18 protein-coding genes and 5 tRNA genes are annotated in these 20,915 nt (G+C 37.6%); 13 read left to right on the forward strand and 10 right to left on the reverse strand.

What is annotated here, in order from left to right:
- Window positions 1–105 precede the first annotated feature (105 nt).
- The 4 genes from C0975_RS10865 to C0975_RS10880 all read right to left on the reverse strand — a co-directional run bounded on the left by C0975_RS10865 (window position 106) and on the right by C0975_RS10880 (window position 494).
- Window positions 106–181, reverse strand: a tRNA-Thr gene (locus C0975_RS10865).
- Between the two features lie 3 nt (window positions 182–184).
- Window positions 185–259 (reverse strand) — tRNA-Gly (locus C0975_RS10870).
- Between the two features lie 46 nt (window positions 260–305).
- Window positions 306–390: transfer RNA gene (locus tag C0975_RS10875), tRNA-Tyr, on the reverse strand.
- Between the two features lie 28 nt (window positions 391–418).
- Window positions 419–494: transfer RNA gene (locus C0975_RS10880), tRNA-Thr, on the reverse strand.
- Between the two features lie 220 nt (window positions 495–714).
- Here C0975_RS10880 and coaA point away from each other — a divergent pair.
- Window positions 715–1,668: a type I pantothenate kinase gene (gene coaA, locus C0975_RS10885; protein ID WP_101776397.1), complete on the forward strand. Its 954-nt coding sequence runs from the start codon at window positions 715–717 to the stop codon at window positions 1,666–1,668.
- 70 nt (window positions 1,669–1,738) lie between these two features.
- Here the strand turns inward: coaA and hslU are convergent, their stop codons facing one another.
- From hslU to ubiA, 4 genes are all read right to left on the reverse strand, one after another.
- Window positions 1,739–3,070, reverse strand: coding sequence for an ATP-dependent protease ATPase subunit HslU (gene hslU / locus C0975_RS10890; RefSeq protein ID WP_101776398.1), 1,332 nt, complete (start codon window positions 3,068–3,070; stop codon window positions 1,739–1,741).
- 19 nt (window positions 3,071–3,089) lie between these two features.
- Complete coding sequence (locus C0975_RS10895; RefSeq protein ID WP_101776399.1) at window positions 3,090–3,410, reverse strand: DMT family transporter; 321 nt, start codon at window positions 3,408–3,410, stop codon at window positions 3,090–3,092.
- 18 nt (window positions 3,411–3,428) lie between these two features.
- The gene (hslV, locus tag C0975_RS10900) at window positions 3,429–3,953 is read right to left on the reverse strand and encodes an ATP-dependent protease subunit HslV (RefSeq protein WP_101776400.1); all 525 of its coding nucleotides are present in this window, start codon (window positions 3,951–3,953) and stop codon (window positions 3,429–3,431) included.
- A gap of 113 nt (window positions 3,954–4,066) precedes the next feature.
- Window positions 4,067–4,930, reverse strand: a complete 864-nt coding sequence (ubiA, locus tag C0975_RS10905) for a 4-hydroxybenzoate octaprenyltransferase (protein WP_101776401.1) — start codon at window positions 4,928–4,930, stop codon at window positions 4,067–4,069.
- A gap of 257 nt (window positions 4,931–5,187) precedes the next feature.
- Here ubiA and C0975_RS10910 point away from each other — a divergent pair, with 257 nt between their 5' ends.
- From C0975_RS10910 to napF, 7 genes are all read left to right on the forward strand, one after another.
- A complete protein-coding gene (locus C0975_RS10910; protein WP_101776402.1) occupies window positions 5,188–6,681 on the forward strand; it encodes a PTS transporter subunit EIIC in 1,494 nt (497 codons plus the stop codon).
- A 141-nt stretch (window positions 6,682–6,822) separates the two neighbouring features.
- Entirely contained in the window at window positions 6,823–7,542 is a 720-nt protein-coding gene (locus tag C0975_RS10915) for an MgtC/SapB family protein (RefSeq protein ID WP_101776403.1), read from the forward strand.
- 240 nt (window positions 7,543–7,782) lie between these two features.
- Entirely contained in the window at window positions 7,783–10,206 is a 2,424-nt protein-coding gene (locus C0975_RS10920; protein ID WP_101776404.1) for a DMSO/selenate family reductase complex A subunit, read from the forward strand.
- Between the two features lie 10 nt (window positions 10,207–10,216).
- Window positions 10,217–10,834 carry a DMSO/selenate family reductase complex B subunit gene (locus C0975_RS10925; RefSeq protein WP_101776405.1) on the forward strand — a complete coding sequence of 206 codons (618 nt, stop codon included), beginning with the start codon at window positions 10,217–10,219 and terminating at the stop codon, window positions 10,832–10,834.
- A gap of 1 nt (window position 10,835) precedes the next feature.
- Window positions 10,836–11,684, forward strand: coding sequence for a dimethyl sulfoxide reductase anchor subunit family protein (locus tag C0975_RS10930; RefSeq protein ID WP_101776406.1), 849 nt, complete (start codon window positions 10,836–10,838; stop codon window positions 11,682–11,684).
- A gap of 83 nt (window positions 11,685–11,767) precedes the next feature.
- Window positions 11,768–12,373, forward strand: a complete 606-nt coding sequence (gene dmsD / locus C0975_RS10935; protein WP_101776407.1) for a Tat proofreading chaperone DmsD — start codon at window positions 11,768–11,770, stop codon at window positions 12,371–12,373.
- A gap of 16 nt (window positions 12,374–12,389) precedes the next feature.
- Window positions 12,390–12,962 (forward strand): ferredoxin-type protein NapF, encoded by a 573-nt coding sequence (gene napF, locus C0975_RS10940; RefSeq protein ID WP_101776408.1) that lies wholly within the window; start codon window positions 12,390–12,392, stop codon window positions 12,960–12,962.
- On the opposite strand, the gene selB is transcribed toward napF, so the two are convergent.
- Window positions 12,957–14,831, reverse strand: a complete 1,875-nt coding sequence (gene selB, locus C0975_RS10945; protein ID WP_101776409.1) for a selenocysteine-specific translation elongation factor — start codon at window positions 14,829–14,831, stop codon at window positions 12,957–12,959. The two genes, napF and selB, sit on opposite strands and share 6 nt — an antisense overlap.
- 229 nt (window positions 14,832–15,060) lie before the next feature.
- On the opposite strand from selB, the gene uriH reads away from it, so the two are divergent.
- A complete protein-coding gene (gene uriH / locus C0975_RS10950) occupies window positions 15,061–15,993 on the forward strand; it encodes a uridine-preferring nucleoside hydrolase UriH (RefSeq protein WP_101776410.1) in 933 nt (310 codons plus the stop codon).
- Window positions 15,994–16,067: 74 nt separating this feature from the next.
- Here uriH and selA read toward each other — a convergent pair whose 3' ends face one another.
- A complete protein-coding gene (selA, locus tag C0975_RS10955) occupies window positions 16,068–17,450 on the reverse strand; it encodes an L-seryl-tRNA(Sec) selenium transferase (RefSeq protein WP_101776411.1) in 1,383 nt (460 codons plus the stop codon).
- A 190-nt stretch (window positions 17,451–17,640) separates the two neighbouring features.
- Between selA and C0975_RS11430 the strand changes: the two genes are divergently transcribed.
- The 4 genes from C0975_RS11430 to C0975_RS10970 form a co-directional block, all read left to right on the forward strand.
- A tRNA-Sec gene (locus tag C0975_RS11430) sits at window positions 17,641–17,735 on the forward strand.
- A 437-nt stretch (window positions 17,736–18,172) separates the two neighbouring features.
- Window positions 18,173–19,462: a tyrosine-type recombinase/integrase gene (locus C0975_RS10960; RefSeq protein WP_101776412.1), complete on the forward strand. Its 1,290-nt coding sequence runs from the start codon at window positions 18,173–18,175 to the stop codon at window positions 19,460–19,462.
- Between the two features lie 543 nt (window positions 19,463–20,005).
- The gene (locus C0975_RS10965; RefSeq protein ID WP_101776413.1) at window positions 20,006–20,644 is read left to right on the forward strand and encodes a hypothetical protein; all 639 of its coding nucleotides are present in this window, start codon (window positions 20,006–20,008) and stop codon (window positions 20,642–20,644) included.
- Window positions 20,645–20,714: 70 nt separating this feature from the next.
- Window positions 20,715–20,915: hypothetical protein (locus C0975_RS10970; RefSeq protein WP_143485133.1), on the forward strand; the 201-nt coding region annotated here is incomplete at its 3' end.

Consider the following 20,915-nt stretch of genomic DNA (forward strand, 5'->3'; position numbering starts at 1 on the left):
TTGAGAGTCCCTCTAAACAAACACGGTTATGGATGGTTCAATATACCACATTAACCAAAATTCAAAATTTGCTGTTAATTAAAGGACAGAAAGGAAGTTTAAGACTGGTGCTGATAGGCGGATTTGAACCGCCGACCTCACCCTTACCAAGGGTGCGCTCTACCAACTGAGCTATATCAGCGTTTGGAGCGGGCAGCGGGAATCGAACCCGCATCATCAGCTTGGAAGGCTGAGGTAATAGCCATTATACGATGCCCGCAGTCCTAAATTCATCTGACCCATCAGAACTAGATTCATTTAAAAAATGGTGGAGGGAGAAGGATTCGAACCTTCGAAGGCTGAGCCGGCAGATTTACAGTCTGCTCCCTTTGGCCGCTCGGGAATCCCTCCGCGTTAAATGAACACCTGCAGAGAAGTATGGTGCCGACTACCGGAATCGAACTGGTGACCTACTGATTACAAGTCAGTTGCTCTACCTACTGAGCTAAGTCGGCATCTCATAAGCAAGTGAGGCGTATTATAGGGAAATTTTTATCGCTGACAAGCATTTTTTGCAAAAAAATGCTTTTTTTTAATTGTTCGTTTAATTATCAGTCAAAAAGCGGATTTTTTATTATAAATTTAGCTGATTTGTAAAAATTTTATGCGATTTTGCTTGTTTATAAGGTATATTTCATATCCAATTTACGGCTATATAAATAAGTTGAAGAGATTGTGAAGTCAAGAAACGTCAATTTTTTATCAAATCAATTAACACCTTTTTTATCATTCAATCGTGATCAATGGGCGGGATTACGTAAATCTGTGCCTTTAACTTTAACTGAGCAAGATTTAAAACCATTGTTAGGTATTAATGAAGAGTTATCTTTAGACGAAGTACGTACTATTTATTTACCATTAGTACGTTTGGTTAACTACTATATAGAAGAAAGTTTACACCGCCAGTATGTCATGAATCGTTTTCTTGGTGTCAATCCAACAAAAGTGCCTTATATCATTAGTATTGCTGGTAGTGTTGCTGTAGGTAAAAGTACATCGGCTAGGATTGTCCAATCTTTATTATCACAATGGCCAAGCGCACGTAAAGTTGATTTGATTACCACGGATGGCTTTTTATATCCATTAGAAAGATTGCAAAAAGAAGGAATTCTGCACAAAAAAGGGTTTCCTATTTCCTATGATACGCCGCGTTTAATTCGTTTTTTAGCTGATATTAAATCAGGTAAATCAAAGGTGAGCGCACCAATTTATTCTCACTTAACTTATGACATTATTCCCGATCAATTTAATGTAGTTGATCAGCCTGATATTTTGATTTTGGAAGGTTTAAATGTGCTGCAAACAGGCGATAATCGTTCCAATCAAATGTTTGTGTCTGATTTTGTCGATTTTTCGATTTATGTAGATGCAGATGAAACCTTGTTAAAAGAATGGTATATCAGTCGTTTCTTAAAATTTCGTCAAAGTGCGTTTAGCGATCCAAATTCTTATTTTAAACACTATGCTAATTTGTCTAAAGAAGAGGCTATTGTGACTGCAGGTAAGATCTGGGATGAGATTAACGGTTTGAACTTGAAACAAAATATTTTACCAACAAGAGAACGTGCGAATTTAATTCTAACGAAAGGCGCAGATCATGCAGTTGAATTGGTCAAACTGAGAAAATAGTGAAAAAACAGTAAAAAAGCACCGCACTTTTGTTGAATTGATGTAAAGTACGGTGCTTTTAGTCCAGTTATTATAGAATAAAGCGGCTTAAATCTTCATTTTCAACCACATCGCCTAAGGCATCACTCACGTAAGCTGCGTCAATGTTAACTAATTGACCGCTCATCTCACTTGCACCAAATGAAATTTTATCCATTAAACGTTCCATTACTGTATGTAAACGGCGCGCACCAATATTTTCGGTTTTTTCATTAACACGGAAAGCGGCTTCAGCAATTTTTTTGATCGCATCTGGCGTAAATTCAATATTGACACCTTCTGTTGCCATAAGAGCCTTGTATTGCTCCGTTAAAGAAGCATTTGGCTCTGTTAAAATTCGCTCAAAATCGACCGCACTTAATGCAGAGAGTTCAACACGAATAGGTAAACGGCCTTGTAACTCTGGGATTAAATCAGATGGACGTGCTACTTGGAATGCACCAGAGGCTATAAATAGAATATGATCCGTTTTTACCATACCATGCTTGGTACTGACAGTTGTACCTTCAACTAAGGGTAATAAATCTCGTTGTACACCTTCGCGTGAAACATCAGCGCCACTGTATTCTCCTTTTTTGCAGATTTTGTCGATTTCATCAATGAATACGATGCCGTTTTGTTCTACTGCATCAATGGCTTTTTGTTTTAATTCTTCTGGGTTGATTAATTTTGCTGCTTCATCATCAATCAGTGTTTTTAACGCATCTTTAATTTTCATTTTGCGTTTTTTCGTTTGTCCAGTTGATAGATTTTGGAACATAGATTGTAATTGGTTGGTCATCTCCTCCATACCCGGCGGTGCCATAATTTCGACGCCCATTGATGGGGTTGCCACATCAATGTCAATTTCTTTATCATCTAATTGCCCTTCACGTAATTTTTTACGGAAGACTTGGCGTGTTGTACTATTGTTGTCATTTTCCTCAACTTGTCCCCATTGATTCTTAGCTGGCGGAAGTAGTGCATCTAAAATCCGATCTTCTGCCGCTTCTTCAGCACGGAAACGTTTTTTTTCAATTTCAGTTTGACGTACTAATTTCATCGCACTGTCGGTTAAATCACGGATAATCGAATCGACTTCTTTACCAACATAGCCTACTTCTGTAAATTTTGTCGCCTCTACTTTAATAAATGGAGCGTTGGCGAGTTTAGCTAAACGACGTGCAATTTCGGTTTTACCTACACCAGTAGGTCCAATCATGAGAATATTTTTAGGTGTCACTTCGTGACGGAGTGGCTCTTGCAATTGCATTCTGCGCCAACGGTTTCTTAACGCAATAGCAACTGCTCTTTTAGCATCTGCTTGACCAATAATATGTTGATCTAATTCAGAAACAATTTCTCTAGGAGTCATTTCAGACATATTTTTCTCTCTTATTTCTTCAGTGTGACGCTAATTTTAAGACAATCACGCCACCAATAATCATTAATGCACCGAATGTACGCCAAAAAGTCAGTGCATCATTGTAATATAAAACGCCGACAATAAAGGCACCAGCTGCACCAATTCCAGTCCAAACTGCATAGGCGGTACCCATTGGGATAGATTTTTGTGCAAGCCATAACATAGCACCACTACCTGTCATAAAGGCAATTGCGATAAAAAGCCCGAGCCAGCGTGTTTCCGCTTGACCTGCCATTTTTAAACCAATTGGCCATCCAATTTCTAATACACCAGCAATAATTAAGTAAAGCCACGCCATATATGTATGTCCTATAAGTTAAGGTAGTTCTTCAATTGTCAAGTTGGTATTGGTGTAAACACAAATATCACCTGCAATTTGTAGCGATTTTTCTACGATCTCACGTGCGGATAAATCCGTGTTTTCTACAAGTGCGCGAGCAGCAGATAAAGCAAAATTACCACCAGAACCAATAGCTAAAATTTGGTCTGCCTCAGGTTGCACTACATCGCCAATTCCCGTGATGATGAGGCTTTCTTTTTCATCTGCAACGATTAGCATTGCTTCTAATTTACGCAATGCGCGATCAGTGCGCCAATCTTTGGCTAATTCCACTGCGCTTTTTAGCAAATGACCTTGATGCATTTCGAGTTTACGTTCAAATAATTCAAATAAGGTGAATGCATCAGCAGTACCCCCCGCAAAACCAGCAAGGACTTTACCATGGTATAATCGACGCACTTTGCGTGCATTGCCTTTCATTACTGTATTACCTAATGATACTTGTCCATCGCCACCCACGACGACTTTACCATTACGACGAACACTTACAATCGTTGTCATTTTGTTTTCCTTTTATGTCAAAACGTATTGGCTAATATTGAGATGTTATAAGAAAAATCAAGGTAACTTACGCAGAAACCATTTGATTTTTTCATTGGTGCGTTATGTTTGAGTTAGTAAAAAATGCCAAATAGAAACGCAATAAAGACCATTAAGCCAAAATAATTATTATTTAAGAATGCTTTAAAGCAATCTTCTCTTTTTCGATTTTTGATCAATTTACACTGATAAATGAATAATAAAGTTGCAAGCAGTAACACAACAAAATAGCTATTGTGTAATTGCGAGAGATAACCAATGAGGACTAAAAAAATGAGGGTGGCAATTTGTAATAATGAAATAATTTTATTGTCATATTGGGCAAATAAAATGGCAGTTGATTTTACTCCGATTCGTAAATCATCATCACGATCAACCATAGCATATTGTGTGTCATAAGCCACAGTCCAAGCTAAGTTAGCGCAAAAGAGTAACCAACATTCCAAAGGGAGTGTTTCAATTGATGCGCCGTACGCCATTGGAATTGACCAACCAAATGCCATACCTAAAAATAATTGTGGCAAATGCGTGTAGCGTTTCATAAATGGGTAAATAAAAGCGAGAAATACCGCAATAAAAGACAAGGAAATAGCATAATAATTGAGAAAGAGCACTAAAATAAAAGCGCATAAAATTAAAAAGACAAATAAATATTTTGCTTCTTGTGCAGTTGCTGCGCCTGTTGCTAATGGGCGTTGCGAGGTTCGTTTTACTTTGCCATCAATATGGCGATCAGCATAATCATTAATCACACAACCTGCAGCACGCATTAAGATCACACCTAAGACAAAAATAGTCAGAATAGTGAGATCAGGCATTCCTTTTACAGATAAAAAAAGCGCCCAAAGTGTCGGCCAAAGTAATAATAGGGTGCCAATAGGTTTGTCAAAACGCATTAATTGTGCATAAGCAATCAATTTTTGTTTAGAAATTGACATAATGTCCGTTATTTAGTTAAAAGTGCGGTCATTTTACTGCAAATTTTGCCAGATTTCTTTACAAAATCATTTCGTTAGTTGGATTCGTGATAAATAAATCATTTTTTGCTATGTTTATATGTAATTACTTAGCCTAAATATAGGAGTTGGTAGAGAAAATCCGCTAAGTGAAGTCTAAATCTGTGATAGAGCTCACTGTGTGATTGAGATAAAAGCTTTACACTGACAAAGAATTGTTGTTTTACGAGGAGGAGTCTATGTTTAAACAGCTTCAACAAGTTGGTAAAGCATTTATGTTGCCAATTGCTATTTTACCTGCAGCAGGTTTACTGTTAGGGATTGGTGGCGCGTTATCGAATAAAGCGACCATACAAGCTTATCCAATTTTGGATAATGCAGCGTTACAAAGTATTTTTCAAATTATGTCAGCAGCAGGAAGTGTGGTCTTTGCCAATCTTGCGTTGTTACTTTGTATCGGTTTAGGTATCGGTTTAGCAAAACGGGATAAAGGTGTTGCTGCGCTTGCCGCCGTAGTTGGTTATTTAATCATGACAGGGACGATTGCTGCTTTAATTCCAATTTTTTCGCCTGAGGTAAAGGGTATTGATACGGGAGTCATTGGTGCGTTAGTCATGGGATTAATTACGGTCAAATTGCATAATCGTTACCATAATATCCAACTACCACAAATTTTAGGTTTCTTTGGTGGTTCACGTTTTGTGCCTATTGTTACTGCCTTTGCTGCAATTTTTGTCGGTGCTGTGTTCTTCCTGATTTGGCCAACTTTCCAAGGTTGGTTAGTGTCAGCAGGTGAAAGTATTGCTTCTATGGGCGCAGTCGGTACTTTCTTCTATGGCTTCTTAATGCGTTTGAGCGGTGCTGTTGGTTTACATCATATGATTTATCCGCTGTTCTGGTATACCGAATTAGGTGGTACAGAATTAGTGAATGGTGAAACGATTGTTGGTGCACAAAAAATCTTTTTTGCTCAGCTCGCAGATCCAAATCATCAAGGCTTATTTACTAAAGGTACCCGTTTCTTTGCAGGGCGTTTTGATACGATGATGTTTGGTTTGCCAGCCGCTTGCTTGGCTATGTATCATTGTGTACCAAAAGCACGTCGTGGTTTAATTGGTGGTTTGTTCTTAGGCGCTGCGCTGACTTCTTTTATTACAGGGATCACCGAACCAATTGAGTTTATGTTCTTATTTGTGGCACCTTGGCTTTATGTGTTCCACGCATTCTTAGATGGCGTTTCTTTCTATATTGCAGACATTTTAAATGTATCAATTGGGAATACTTTCTCTGGCGGTTTTATTGATTTCTTACTATTTGGTATTTTACAAGGTAATGAAAATACCAACTGGATTCGTGTCGTGATTGTCGGCATATTCTGGGCGATGTTGTATTACTTCTCATTCCGTTTCCTAATTACTAAATTCAATGTGATGACACCAGGGCGTGCAGAAGAGCAAGACGATGTAGTAGAACAAACGACTTCTTCTTTAACTGAAAATGCGCACCACATTATTGAAGCTTTAGGTAATGCTGCTAATATTGAGCATGTCGATGCTTGTATTACTCGGTTACGAGTGAATGTGAAAGATGTTAAAGCGGTCAATAAAGCACGTTTAAAAGCATTGGGTGCTATTGATGTACTTGAAGTAGGTGGTGGTATTCAAGCTATCTTTGGAGCTAAAGCTGTGTTGTATAAGAGCGAGGTAAATCAGATTTTAGGTAAAGAAGATTAATTCTTGCCTGACGTTATGCCTCTAATTATTTTTTAGAGGCATTTTTGTTGTAATTAAATATATTTTAGTTTGGCTCTAGACTTATAGGATTCCCTTGTTAGAATTATTGGACATTCCAATTAATGTTAATTTGACCTTTCTATGAATAGCTTTACTGAATTATTCCATCTTTTCTTAGCTTCAACGCAATTTTCTATTTTAGCCAAAATGGCAATGGCAATGTTACTCGGTGGTATCATTGGACTGGAGCGAGAGTTAAAACGTAAGCCTGTTGGAGTAAAAACCTGTGTCATTATTGCCGTGACGACTTGTGTTTTAACCATTGTTTCTATTCAAGCTGCTGAACATTATGCGCAAGTGTCTGAAAATATTCGTACTGATCCAATGCGTCTAGCTGCACAAGTGATTAGTGGGATTGGTTTTTTAGGCGCAGGCGTGATTTTACGTAAAAGCAATGATGCAATTTCTGGCTTAACAACAGCCGCGATTATTTGGGCGGCAGCAGGCATTGGCATTGCAAGTGGTGCAGGTTTCTTCTTTGATGCCATTATTGCGACTATGATGATTTTAATTGCAGTGCGATTAAGTCCAATTGTGCAAAGTTTAGTGCGTCATAAAAATAAAATTCGTAAAACAAAACTGACAATTCAACTGAATACACCAAATGCTATTGGTAAAATCACCGATATTTTAATTAGTAACAATTACCGTATTGATAGTTTAAATGTAAAAGATTTACCGAATACAGATGACATACGTTTAAATATTCGCTGTTTAATTACGGATAAAACTATGCTGCAAAATGTTTATTTATTATTAAAAAATGAGCCAGAAGTCGTCAGTGTGGATATTGAAAATTAAGCTATCGTGTAAATGTGATTATTTTCTTACAAAAGAATGGATCTTGTTAATATTTAGCTTTGCTTAAATAAAAACAATTATCATTAAAATTATCTTATTGATTTATATCATATTTTTTGTTGTTGCTATCATTTTCTTTTGAAAAAAGTTGATCTATCTCATTATGTCTACCTCCTTTTGAGTGTTAAATAACGATACTTTCGTATTTTTGTTTATAACATAACCATCGGGGGAGAAGTTATGGATAAATCAATTGTCAATCCCACATTAACTAGACGGTCTTTACTTAAAAAGACATCCATTAGTGCTGCATTAGCCGCAACAAATCTTTCATTACCATTCAAAGCTGCCGCGACTGAAAAAAGTGCGGTCAATTCTACAGAAGAAAAAGTTGTTTGGAGTGCTTGTACTGTTAACTGCGGTAGTCGCTGTCCTCTAAGAATGCATGTTAAAGACAACAAAATTCTTTATGTTGAGACGGATAATACTGGGACTGAGACTTACAATCTTGATCATCAAGTTCGTGCTTGTCTACGTGGTCGTTCAATGCGTCGCCGTGTCTATAATCCCGATCGTTTGAAATATCCGATGAAACGTGTAGGTAAACGTGGAGAAGGAAAATTTAAACGTATTAGCTGGGATGAGGCACTGACCGAAATAGCAGCTTCTCTGCGTAAAAATATTGAGAAGTATGGCAATGAATCTATCTATCTCAACTATGGAACGGGGACGCTTGGTGGCACAGTGACAAAATCATGGCCACCGGGTTCAACAATGGTGGCTCGTTTTATGAATTGTATAGGGGGGTATCTCAATCATTATGGCGATTATAGTACGGCACAAATTGCAGTTGGGCTTGATTATACTTATGGTGGTTGGGCTTTAGGCAATGGAATTGCGGATATTGAAAACAGTAAGTTAGTTGTATTGTTTGGTAATAATCCAGCAGAAACACGAATGAGTGGTGGTGGTTTGACCTATAGTATTGAGCAAGCTCGCCAAAAATCCAATGCTAAACTGATTATTATTGATCCACGTTATACGGATACAGGTGTAGGACGGGAAGATGAATGGATTCCTATTCGTCCCGGCACAGACGCCGCACTTGTTGCAGCGTTAGCTTATGTGATGATTACAGAAGATTTAGTGGATCAACCTTTCTTGGATAAATACTGTGTGGGTTATGATGAAAAAACTTTACCAGCAGGTGCACCGGCAAATGGGCATTATAAGGCCTATATTTTGGGACAAGGTGAAGATGGTACTGCGAAAACACCAGAATGGGCCGCGCAGATTACAGGTATTCCCGAAGATAAAATTATTAAACTTGCTAGGGAAATTGGTGGTACTAAACCAGCTTATATTTCACAAGGTTGGGGACCACAACGTCGTAGTAATGGTGAGTTAATTTCTCGAGCAATTGCAATGTTACCTATTTTAACTGGTAATGTAGGGATTAATGGTGGTAACTCAGGAGCACGTGAAAGCTCGTATAAAGTGCCTTTTGTTCGTATGCCGACTTTAACGAATCCTGTCAAAGCAAGTATTCCAATGTTTATGTGGACTGACGCTATTTTTCGCGCCCATGAAATGACTGCGTTAACTGATGGTATTCGAGGTGTGGATAAATTAACTGCGCCGATTAAGGTGATTTGGAATTATGCAGGTAATTGCTTGATTAACCAGCATTCGGACATCAATCGTACCCATCAAATTTTGCAGGATGAAAGTCAGTGTGAGTTGATCATTACTATTGATAACCATATGACTTCTACTGCTAAGTACAGTGATATTTTATTACCAGACTGTACAACATCTGAGCAAATGGATTTTTGTATGGATGCACACATTTCTAATATGGCTTATGTCATTTTTGCAGATCAAGTCGTCACACCTGCTTTTGAATGTCGCAGTGTTTATGAGATGTTAACTGCTCTTGCTGAAAAAATGGGAGTAAAACAGCAATTTACTGAAGGACGTACTCAAGAAGAATGGCTGCGTCATATTTATCAATTATCACGTGAAAAATTGCCAGAATTACCAACTTTTGAAGAGTTTAGACAGCAAGGCATCTTTAAAAAAGTGGATCCAAACGGCTTTTATGTTGCTTATAAAGCTTTCCGTGAAGATCCAGAAGCAAATCCTCTTAAAACACCTTCTGGAAAAATTGAAATTTATTCTCAACGTTTAGCGGAAATTGCGCAAACATGGCAGTTAGAAAAAGATGAAGTAATACATCCATTGCCAATACACACGGACAGTTTTGAACATTATGGCGATAAATTGATGGAAAAATATCCATTGCAAATGACAGGCTTCCATTATAAAGCACGTACTCACTCCACTTATGGCAATGTTGATGTGATTAAGGCTGCCAATCCACAAGAAGTTTGGATTAATCCGATTGATGCACAGACACGCGGTATTAAAAACGGCGATATGATTCGTATTTTTAATGATCGAGGTGAAGTACAAATTCATGCCAAAGTCACTCCGCGTATTATTCCTGGTGTGGTTGCATTAAGCGAGGGTGCTTGGTATGCGCCAGATAGCAAGGGTGTCGATCATTCTGGTTGTGTCAATGTGTTAACTACACAACGTCCATCGCCTTTAGCAAAAGGCAATCCACAACATTCTAATTTAGTTCAAGTTGAAAAAGTCTAAGGAGTGAGCTATGGAACAATATGGTTTTTATTTTGATTCAGATCGCTGTACAGGCTGTAAAACTTGTGAATTAGCTTGTAAAGATTATAAAGATTTAGATACAGCGGTTAATTTTCGTCGTATTTATGAATACAGTGGCGGAAATTGGATTGAAGATAACAAAGGTTGCTGGAATCAAGATGTATTTACTTACTATATGTCGATTTCTTGTAACCATTGTGATAATCCAGCATGTGTAAAAGTCTGTCCAACAGGAGCAATGCATAAAAATGTAGATGGCTTTGTGATTGTCAATGAAGAAACTTGTATTGGTTGTCGTTATTGTCATATGGCTTGCCCATATGATGCACCACAATATGATGCAACTAAAGGGCATATGACCAAATGTGATGGTTGTTACTCTCGTGTAAAAGCAGGGCAAAAGCCAATTTGTGTTGATGCCTGCCCGTTACGTGCATTAGATTTTGCCCCGATTTCGGAATTAAGAGAAAAATATGGCGAACAAGCCTCAATTGCACCTTTACCGCCAGCAGAACTTACTGCGCCAAATTTAGTGGTGAAAACAAATAAACATGCTCGCCCAAGTGGTGATACAACGGGTTTCTTAGCTAACCCAAGAGAGGTGTAAAATGAATGGATTACATGAATTACCTTTAGTCATTTTTACAGTATTAGCACAATCTGTTGTTGGTGCATTTTTACTCTTTTCGATGGTGCTATTTACGACCCAAGATATACATTACCGACGTCACATACACAAAGCTATGTTTGTTTTATTGGTTTTATTAGGTATTGGTTTTATTGCTTCTATGACACATTTAGGTTCACCATGGCGTGCTTTAAATTCATTAAATCGTGTAGGTGAGTCAATGTTAAGTAATGAAATTGCCACTGGCGCACTATTCTTTACGCTTGCTGGTGTGTATTGGTTATTTGCTATTTTAGATAAATTACCTAACGCATTTGGTCGTTTGTTGCTCGTCTTGGCTTCTGCTGTGGGTGTGATTTTTATGTACATGATGAATCAGGTTTACCATATTTCGACAGTGCCAACATGGAATACGAGTTTCACTACTTGGGGCTTCTATTTAACTGTTATTTTAGGTGGTTTTACATTGGGTTACGCTTTATTACATACAGAACGTCCAGATGGTAAAGTAATTACTTGGGTGCCGACTGTCATTTCAATTATGGCATTTGTGGCGGCTATCGTTGCAATGTATCAAGGGGTTGCTTTAGCTGGTATTGTGACATCAGTGCAAAAAGCCACTGCTCTTGTACCTGACTTTGCGGTATTGACAGCGCTGCGTTTTTGCTTAATTGGTTTGGCTGTTGTGTTATTGTTTTATGTTGTACATAAACCAACTTCAATTATGAGTAAAATTATTGCTGTTTTCTGTGTACTTGCTGGTGAAATGATTGGACGTATGTTGTTCTATGGATTACATATGACTGCGGGCATGGCAGTAGGTGCTTAGCCTATAAGGTGGGGCAAGTTGTCACTTGCTCCATATTTTACTGATAAAGTGCGGTCTTTTTTTCACAATTTTCGGATGAATTTATGCAGACAGAACAATTACAATGGATCTCCGCTTCTGGGCGTTTATTAGGTACATTATTCTATTACACACCTGATGATCAACATTTAGCACCGATTATCGAATTTTTCCAACAAGCCGATTGGCAAAACGAATGGCAACCAAAACCTCATGCGGAAATTGTGCAGAAAATTACACAAGGAATGCATTCTGAGCAGTTAGCTATGGAATATCAAGGTTTATTTATTGGACCAAATACATTAATAGCGCCGCCTTGGGGATCGGTGTATCTTGATCAAGAATCAGTCATCTTTGGTGATTCATTACTGGCATTACGTGAATTTTTACGTCAACATGAAGTCGCCTTTGTAACAGAACAAGATGAGCCAGAAGATCACATTGGTCTGCTGTTAATGCTCGCAGCTTACTTAGCAGAGAGACGTCCTGATTTGCTAAACGTATTTTTAGCGGAGCATTTTTTCACTTGGTCAACACGTTATTTACAACTCATGGCAGAACAGCAAGAGTCAGTATTTTATCAAGGTCTTGCTTTATTAACGCAGCTGACTTTGACTGATTGGCAGCAACAACTGGCAATTGAGGTACAACAAGTCCGCATATACCGTTAACGAAATTGAGCTTTATATGCCAAAATGTATTTCAGATAGTTCACAAAATCACCGCGATGAACGTTATTATGAGGCGTATTTAAGCCATCATAGGGTTTCTCGTCGTGGCTTATTACGTGGTCTATTGGGAGGACGCGAACAAGCCGTTAAGCAAGAAAAGCGCCGACAAAATCGTCCCCCTTTTGCAGCTAAAGAATCATTATTTGTTGAAATCTGTAATGGTTGTGGGGATTGTGTGAAGGCTTGTCCGTATGGCTTGATTCGTCTCATTGAGCATAAACCTGTTCTTGACATTGATTTCTCTGCATGTGATTTTTGTGCTCAATGTGCTGAAGTATGTGAGCGCCATGCTTTACATCGTGTTTTTCCTGCTGATACTGAACTTCGCCCTAGATTCAGTTCAAAATGTTTAACTCAGCAAGGGCAAAACTGCACAGAATGTCAACAAAAATGCCCTCAAAAAGCGATTGTTTACCAACAAAATAAGCTAGTTGTGAATCAATATTGCAATGGTTGCGGTGAATGCAAAGTGAGCTGCTTTGTGAGCGCGGTTACACTACAGCATTTATCTTTTGCATCTCATTTATAAATCAAATACATCTCTATCTCTTAATACATGCAGATTACCTTTACGACGTAGAAAACCACAGCGATCAAAATATTCCATCAACTGTACAACTAATTTACGTCCAAATTTCAATTCATCACGTAGCTGATTAACAGAAATAGCACCATGCTGAGTAATAAATTGTTTGACTAAACGAGAATAAGCATAAATGGTTTCGGTAAGGAAAAAACGATCTTTGACAATCGGAGTGAGGTAGCCCAGTTTACCTGCTTTGTAGAGAAAGTTTCGCATAACCGTTTCTTCTTGTGCTAACACGGCGGCTAAATCACGTACCCATAATGCTTGACCATTATTTTGTTCAAATTGCGCTAATACAGTTTGCCAGAGCTGTTGCTCTTGAACTGAAAACGATATTTTATGTTCGGGTAAATGTAACCAACCGCGAGTTTGTTGTAGTTTGCCTTGGTTTAATAGTTCATCAATAAAGTAATAAATTAATTTTTCAGGCTGATTTAAGGTTGCGATACGATATAAGCGTGCTTTACTAATGCCTAATTGGTCATTATGTTGCTCATGATATTGTGCAAGAGCAGCATGTAATTTCGCATATTGTTGCTGTTGATAATCGTGATTAAAGCACCAATCTTGAAAGCGTATTTGCTGATTTTCTTGCAATATATCAAGTAGTTGCTTTTCACATAATTGCTCCACCCACATTAAGGTCTGTGCAGGGATTGCTTTATGTTGTAAGTAAAGTGCGGTACGTTTTGCGCAAGTTTCTGCTTGTTGTAATTGCTGTAACAAAGCCAATCGTTCTGCAGTACGTTTGTAACGTTTTGGCGAGTTGATTTCTAACACTTTAGCACCAGCAATAACCTGTTTGGCATCAGCACTGCGCAAAATTAATTTATCTCCGTATGCTAAAAAGAGTGGTTTCTCCAAAATAATTTCAGCCAAACCTTGTTGCGTCGGATATAACTCTCTATTTTGCAATAAATTCAGTTTACCTGTAGAACGTGCGCAGGCGTGGTATAAATGTACTGATTGGCTTTCATTTAACGACATTTCAGCAGTGATTTGTACGCTAATACGCGCTGTTGCTGTTTGTGGTGCCTGTGAAAATAACCAATCACCACGTTCAATTAATGTACGATCTAAATCGGTGTGGATATTGAGGGCTAAGCGTTCACCTGCCATACCTTGTTGTGCCTGTTGATTTTGGCTATGAATGTTTTTTACACGTACAGTTTGGCCATTCGATAAATACAATTCATCATTAATTTTGACTTGACCAGCAAAGGCTGTGCCTGTGACTACTGTACCCGCGCCTTTCACACTAAATACACGATCAATAGCGTAGCGAAAAGGTCTATTTTGATCAGCTCGATTCGGGAGTTGTGCTAAATATTGACGTAATGCTTCGATTCCTTGTGCTGTTTTAGCAGAAGTAATAAAAAGAGGTGACTTGGCTAAAATGGGGTAGTTTGCTTTTAATTGCTGGGAAAGTTGGTCGATTTGACTTGAGGTTGCACGATCTGCTTTTGTAATAACGATGATAATTTGCGCTAACTGCAACAAACGTAAAATAGTGAGATGTTCTTCTGTTTGTGCCTGAATTCCTTCATCTGCCGCAACAATGAGCATGGCATAATCAATACCACCTAATCCAGCTAACATATTGACTAAAAATTTCTCATGACCCGGTACATCAATAAAACCTAAAGTGCGGTCTGTTTTTTCCAAATTTGTGAGTGGCAGATAGGCATAACCTAAATCAATCGTCATACCACGCTTTTTTTCTTCTGGTAAATGCGCTGTGTTTGTGCCAGTTAATGCTTGCAATAATGCGGTTTTGCCGTGATCAACATGGCCAGATGTAACGATAATCATGTTATTATTTTCCTCAAATCAATTCTGCGTAATTTTATCATTTAGCCACAGAATGGCTAAGATTTTTTGTTATTGCTGATACGTTGTAGTCGGTATTAGGTGATGTTGTGATCCCGTTCACAATTATGTTAACAAAGCATTGTGATTAAAGAATAATCCTTCTAACCTCAAAGATAAATTTGAAAAGATACAGTACGTTGTATATACCTATGCTGAGAATGAGGTAAAAATGAAAAAAATTATTTTAGATTGTGATCCCGGTCATGACGATGCAATTGCTATTTTACTTGCACATGGTAATCCTGAAATTGAGTTGTTAGCGATCACAACAGTTGTTGGCAACCAAACTTTAGAAAAAGTGAGTCGCAATGCGTTAGCAGTAGCCGAAATTGCCAATATCATTGATGTACCTATTGCGAAAGGTTGTGTACGTCCTTTAGTGCGTGAAGTTGAAGTGGCACCAAGCATTCATGGTGAATCAGGTATGGATGGTCCAGTTTTGCCTGAGCCAACTTTAGCATTAGATCCTCGCCATGCGGTAGATTTAATTATTGAATTAGTGATGAGTCATCCTGCGAAAACAATCACATTAGTACCAACTGGAGGATTGACTAATATTGCGATGGCAGTACGTAAAGAGCCGCGTATTGTAGAACGTGTCAAAGAAGTCGTATTGATGGGCGGTGGTTATCATACTGGTAACTGGAGTGCTGTAGCAGAGTTCAATATTAAAATTGATCCAGAAGCTGCACATATTGTGTTCAACGAAAAATGGAAAGTCACAATGGTTGGCTTAGATTTAACACATCAGGCGCTAGCAACCCCTGATGTCGTTGAGCAAATTGGACAAATCTCAACGAAACCCGCTAAATTTGTACTCGAACTGTTAGCATTCTTCGGCAAAATGTACAAACAAGCACAGGGTTTTGATTATCCACCAGTGCATGATCCTTGCGCTGTTGCTTATGTTATTGATCCAACAGTGTGTACTACAAAAGCTGTACCAGTTAATATTGAGTTAACAGGCACCCATACTTTAGGAATGACGGTGGCCGATTTTCGTTACCCAATACCAGAAAATTGCCATACACAAGTAGCGATGAAATTAGATAAAGAAAAGTTCTGGCGCTTAATTTACGATGCGCTAAAACGCATTGGTTAAGTTAAAGAAAAGTAAGAGAAAGTAAAAAAGGGGGCATTTAAAATAATAGATTGCCCCATTATTAAAATGATTTTTTAAAGTTGTTTGAGCGTATCTAGCAACCGCTCTAAGCTAGCAAGACTACGTAAATCAAGCCAAATTTTTTCTTTTTCGACTCGGCAAATAATTGGCTGTGGTAAACGTTTAAAGTGATTTAAAAGTGCGGTCAATTTTCCAGACATTTCCGTAGAAAGAGTTACTGCAACTGAAGGAATTATTGCTAACGGCTGTGAACCGCTGCCAATTTGCGCTGAACTCTCTTCAATTTTCACTATATAATCATTACCTAATTTATCGTGTAATGCTGTTTTTAGCTTTTCCGCTTTAGCTAATAACTCATTAATAGGCTGGGTCAGCAAATAAAGTGCGGTCAATTTTTCACTTAATTTTTCAGGCTGTAAATACAAACGTAAGGTGGCCTCTAGACCAGCTAAAATCACTTTATCACAACGTAATGCACGTTTTAATGGATGGGATTGTAAACGCTCAATCCAGGCTTTTTTACCTACAATAATGCCTGCTTGTGGTCCACCAAGTAATTTATCGCCTGAGAAAGAAATCAAATTCACGCCTTGTTCCCATTTTTCTTGGACTGTTGGTTCTGCTGGCAAACCGTATTGCGTTAAATCAATCAAGGCACCGCTACCAAGATCAGTTATCACAGGTAAATTGGATTCTTTGCCTAATTCGACTAATTCTTGCTCACTAACAGATTTAGTGAAACCACAGATTTGATAATTACTGCTGTGAACTTTCATTAAAAAGGCAGTATTTTCGTTAATTGCGTTACGATAATCACTTAAATGAGTGCGATTGGTTGTGCCAACCTCGACTAACTTACAACCTGCTTGTTGCATAATATCAGGAATGCGAAACGCCCCACCAATCTCGATCAATTCCCCTCGTGAAATAATCACTTCTTTGCCTTGTGCAAAGGTCGCTAACATTAACAAAACCGCTGCTGCATTATTATTGACGACACAAGCGGCTTCTGCACCAGTTAGCTGGCAAAGGAGTCCACTAATATAGTTGTCACGATGGCTACGTTCACCTGCATGAAGGTCATATTCAAGCGCAACATTTTGCTGCATTGCTGTTAAAGCAGCATGTTGTGCTGCTTCTGCCCATAATGCACGTCCCAAGTTAGTATGCAATACTGTCCCTGTCAAATTATGCACAGACTGAATATTCACTTGCTGTTGTTGAATTAATTTGTGTCTAATTTCGTTAATAATGTGCTGAACATCAGTGAAAATTTGCGGTAATTGCTGATCACGTTTTATTGCCTTACGCCCCTGTTCAATTAAGCTACGACAGACATTCACCACCGCAGTATGTCCAAATTGAGTAACTAATTCAGCACCTTCAGTCGTTTTTAATAGTTTGTCGATAGAAGGCAGTTGTTGATAAAGGGACATGAGTAATTCCTTTTTAGCTGACAAAATTGGTCTAATCATACTCGTTTTTACTTCAAAATTCAGTATTCAGCGTCAACAAAGACAGATTTTGTGATGTGCTTAAAAAAGTGTGGTCTGTTTTACGGAAATTTTCGTTGCTAACTTGAATCAAAAACATATTTACGTTAAAGTTCACCACACTTTCCTATACGGAGGAGCGTCGTTTCCGGTGAAGCGGCAGGACTTCAAATCCTGTTGAGGTTGCCAGCAATCTCGGGTGGGTTCGACTCCCATTCTCCTCCGCCAATCCATAAATCAATCTTCATCAAACTTCACCAAAATAATCAATAAAACCCAGTAAAATCAAGGTTTATCGCATTTTACATAGTACAAAATTAATCAAACTTATTCATTCTAACCCACATTTTTAGTTACCTTTTTTGTTACCTGATTTATAATGTGCTTGTTACTCTCTAAAATCACTCCCTAAAAATAGGTTTTATTAAAAATAAAAAGGTAACAAAAAGCTATTATCTTATTGAAAATAAATGATTTATTTTTATCTTTATTTTTGTTTTTATTTGTATTTTTAGGTAACAATAAAATTTTAATTAGGTAACAAATAATTATAACCTGTTGAAAATACAGTAATTAACGTACCATTTCAGGACGTGGTTAAGTTGAACCTTTCAGGCAGCAAAAATTTATTCACAGGTAACCAAAATTATCTAGGGGCTGATGATATGGCTAAAAAAGTAAAACCTCTCACAGATACGGAAATAAAAAACGCAAAACCAAAGGACAAAGAGTATTTACTTTCTGATGGTGCTGGATTGCATTTAATGGTAGCTAATACAGGCTCTAAATTATGGAGATTTATATACAGTAAACCTTACACTAATAAACGCGCTAAGATTAGTATAGGAGCTTATCCTGATTTATCCCTATCACAAGCTAGAGCCAAGCGTGATGAATATAATGCGTTATTGGCTAATAATATCGACCCACAAACCTACCGTAAGCAACAAGCGCAAGCGCAGGCGGATAAGTTAAATCGTACCTTTGAGAAGATGGCTAAAGCGTGGTTTGAAGATAGAAAGATAAAGGCTAACTTTTCAGAACGTACCGCCAAAGATACGTGGGCATTATTTGAACGTCATTTACTCCCACACTTTGCCAATTATCCAATATCAGAAATCACGCCACTTATCGCCATTAATGCGCTTAAACCACTAGAGAAAGAGGGCAAGTTAGAAACCGTTAAAAAGACTATTGGCAACCTTAACAATGTGATGAGGTTCGCACTTCATAGGGGATTGATTGCGCATAATCCGTTAGCAGAAATAGGCAAGGAATTTGATAAGCCAGTATCTAAGGGAATGAATACCATTACCCCTGAAGAATTAAGCGAGTTCTTACACGGCTTTTACCGAGCAAGAGATGAAAACCGCTTTAATCCGTTTTCATTTTATGCGGTTATGCTGGTGGTATTGACTGGTGGGCGACCGTCTGAAATAGCTAAAGCGAAATGGGCGGATATTCATTACAAAGAGAAAACGTGGATCTACAGAGTCCAAAAAGGCAATAAGAATCTACCAGAGGGAAGAGAGCACGTAGTAACACTATCACGCCAAGCAATTGGGATATTTAATAAAATGCAACAATTACATACTGCACTTGGCATTAATAGCGAATTTGTGTTTGCCAGTTTAACAGCGAAAAGCGGTCATTTAAGCATTGAGGCAATGCGAAAAGCCATTATCAAGGGGATAGGGGAAAAACGGCTTACTACGCACGGCATACGCCATTTATTCAGCACGTCATTAAACGAGAAAGACTATAAAGCTGACTGGATAGAAAGAGCCTTATCACACAAACAAAATAAAGATAAAAATCAAATTAGACGTACCTATGATAAATCCTTGTATCTCTCACAAAGGGCGGTGATGTTACAAGAATGGGCGGATTATGTAGAAAGCCAAGCTCCAGAGCCAATTATTCCACCACCAAAGCATCTTAAGGTTGTGGCTTAACACTATTCTTTTAAAGGCTAATTTGTTTAGCCTTTTTTATTTCCACCAACACCATAAAAAATATTTTCTTATAGGAGCATAAATTTTTATAGGACAATTAGGACAATAAAAAATGCAGATATATATAAAACAATAGCTTACATTTAAAATAGTATGAATATTAATCAATTATTGTCCTAATTTACCCTTAAATTGTCCTATTTTTAGTTACTTTTGTCCTATTTTTGGCTGTTTTTGTCCTACTTTTTTAGGTGATTTTGACGAAATGAGGCAGTAAATAGCCTAAAAAAGAGATTGTATTGTGCTGAAAATAAACTTTTTATACAGTGCTTGTACAGTATGGTGAAATATGATTAAATTTAACTAACTTTGAATTAGTTTAAATTATACTCAAGAAGTATAATTATACTTCTTGAGTATAAAACTGACTAATTTGCGAATTAGTGCAACTAGGAGCGGACTAATTACCCGAACCGAAAGAGAATAACCCTATTTATTCTTTGTTGCACTCTCACTAAATAGGGCAACGCATAGGGGCGTTTTATGACAAATCATAGTCAATTCTTAAAAGCTTTTGAAAATAACCCAGAACCATTGATTGCTTTTAAAGACTTAATTATTGAGATAGCTAACTATACAAATAAAACACCAAGTCAAATTACGGATAGATTAGAGCGGTTGCTATTTGATTTTAGGAAGGATGGCTCACGCAATCAGTATGATAATGCTTTTTGTTATTGCACTATTTTTGAAATGAATTATGACGGAAAAATCCATATCTATGAACCATTAACAAACTACTTCAAAGATACTTTCGACCACATAAAAGGATATTTGAATCAAGTAATCGCCTTAAATTCTGTAGATGTTTTAGAACTATCCCGCTTTTCAGTTAAAAGATCGGAGATTGTTCAACGTATTAAAAAATCAGAAATGTCATTGCTGGATAAAATTCCTATAAATCAGGTAGCCAAGATTGGTCAATTTGATGAAGGTTATATTAGTATTTATGCTCTTGTTGAGCATGCTAAGAGCAAACACGATGAAAGTATTACTAACGCAACTTATGAGCTATGTAACCTGATTAAAGAAAATCAAGCAAAAATAGATGTTTTTGAGAAGTTTAGTGGGTTAAAGCCAAGATTAACTAAACAAAAAAAGACCTTTATGATTACCTTTTAGAAATAAATAAAGAACATGGTTATGAGATAAACCTTGATGAAATTCCATTCTGAATTATAAGGTGTGATCTATGTATGAATCCCAAGCAAAGAAATTGTTTATAAAAAAATCAGATATTGAAAATGCTTTAGACATTTCATTAGATGGTATTCCTACCAAAAAATTTTCATTTATGGAGAATAAGAGCAACCAATTAGCAGCGCTAGAGGATTATTTGAAGCCCTATGCTCTAATGGATAGATTTACTTTAGATGAAAGCATTGCATTACTA

This window comes from Pasteurella oralis (genome assembly GCF_002850605.1).
Lineage (GTDB): Bacteria > Pseudomonadota > Gammaproteobacteria > Enterobacterales > Pasteurellaceae > Pasteurella > Pasteurella oralis.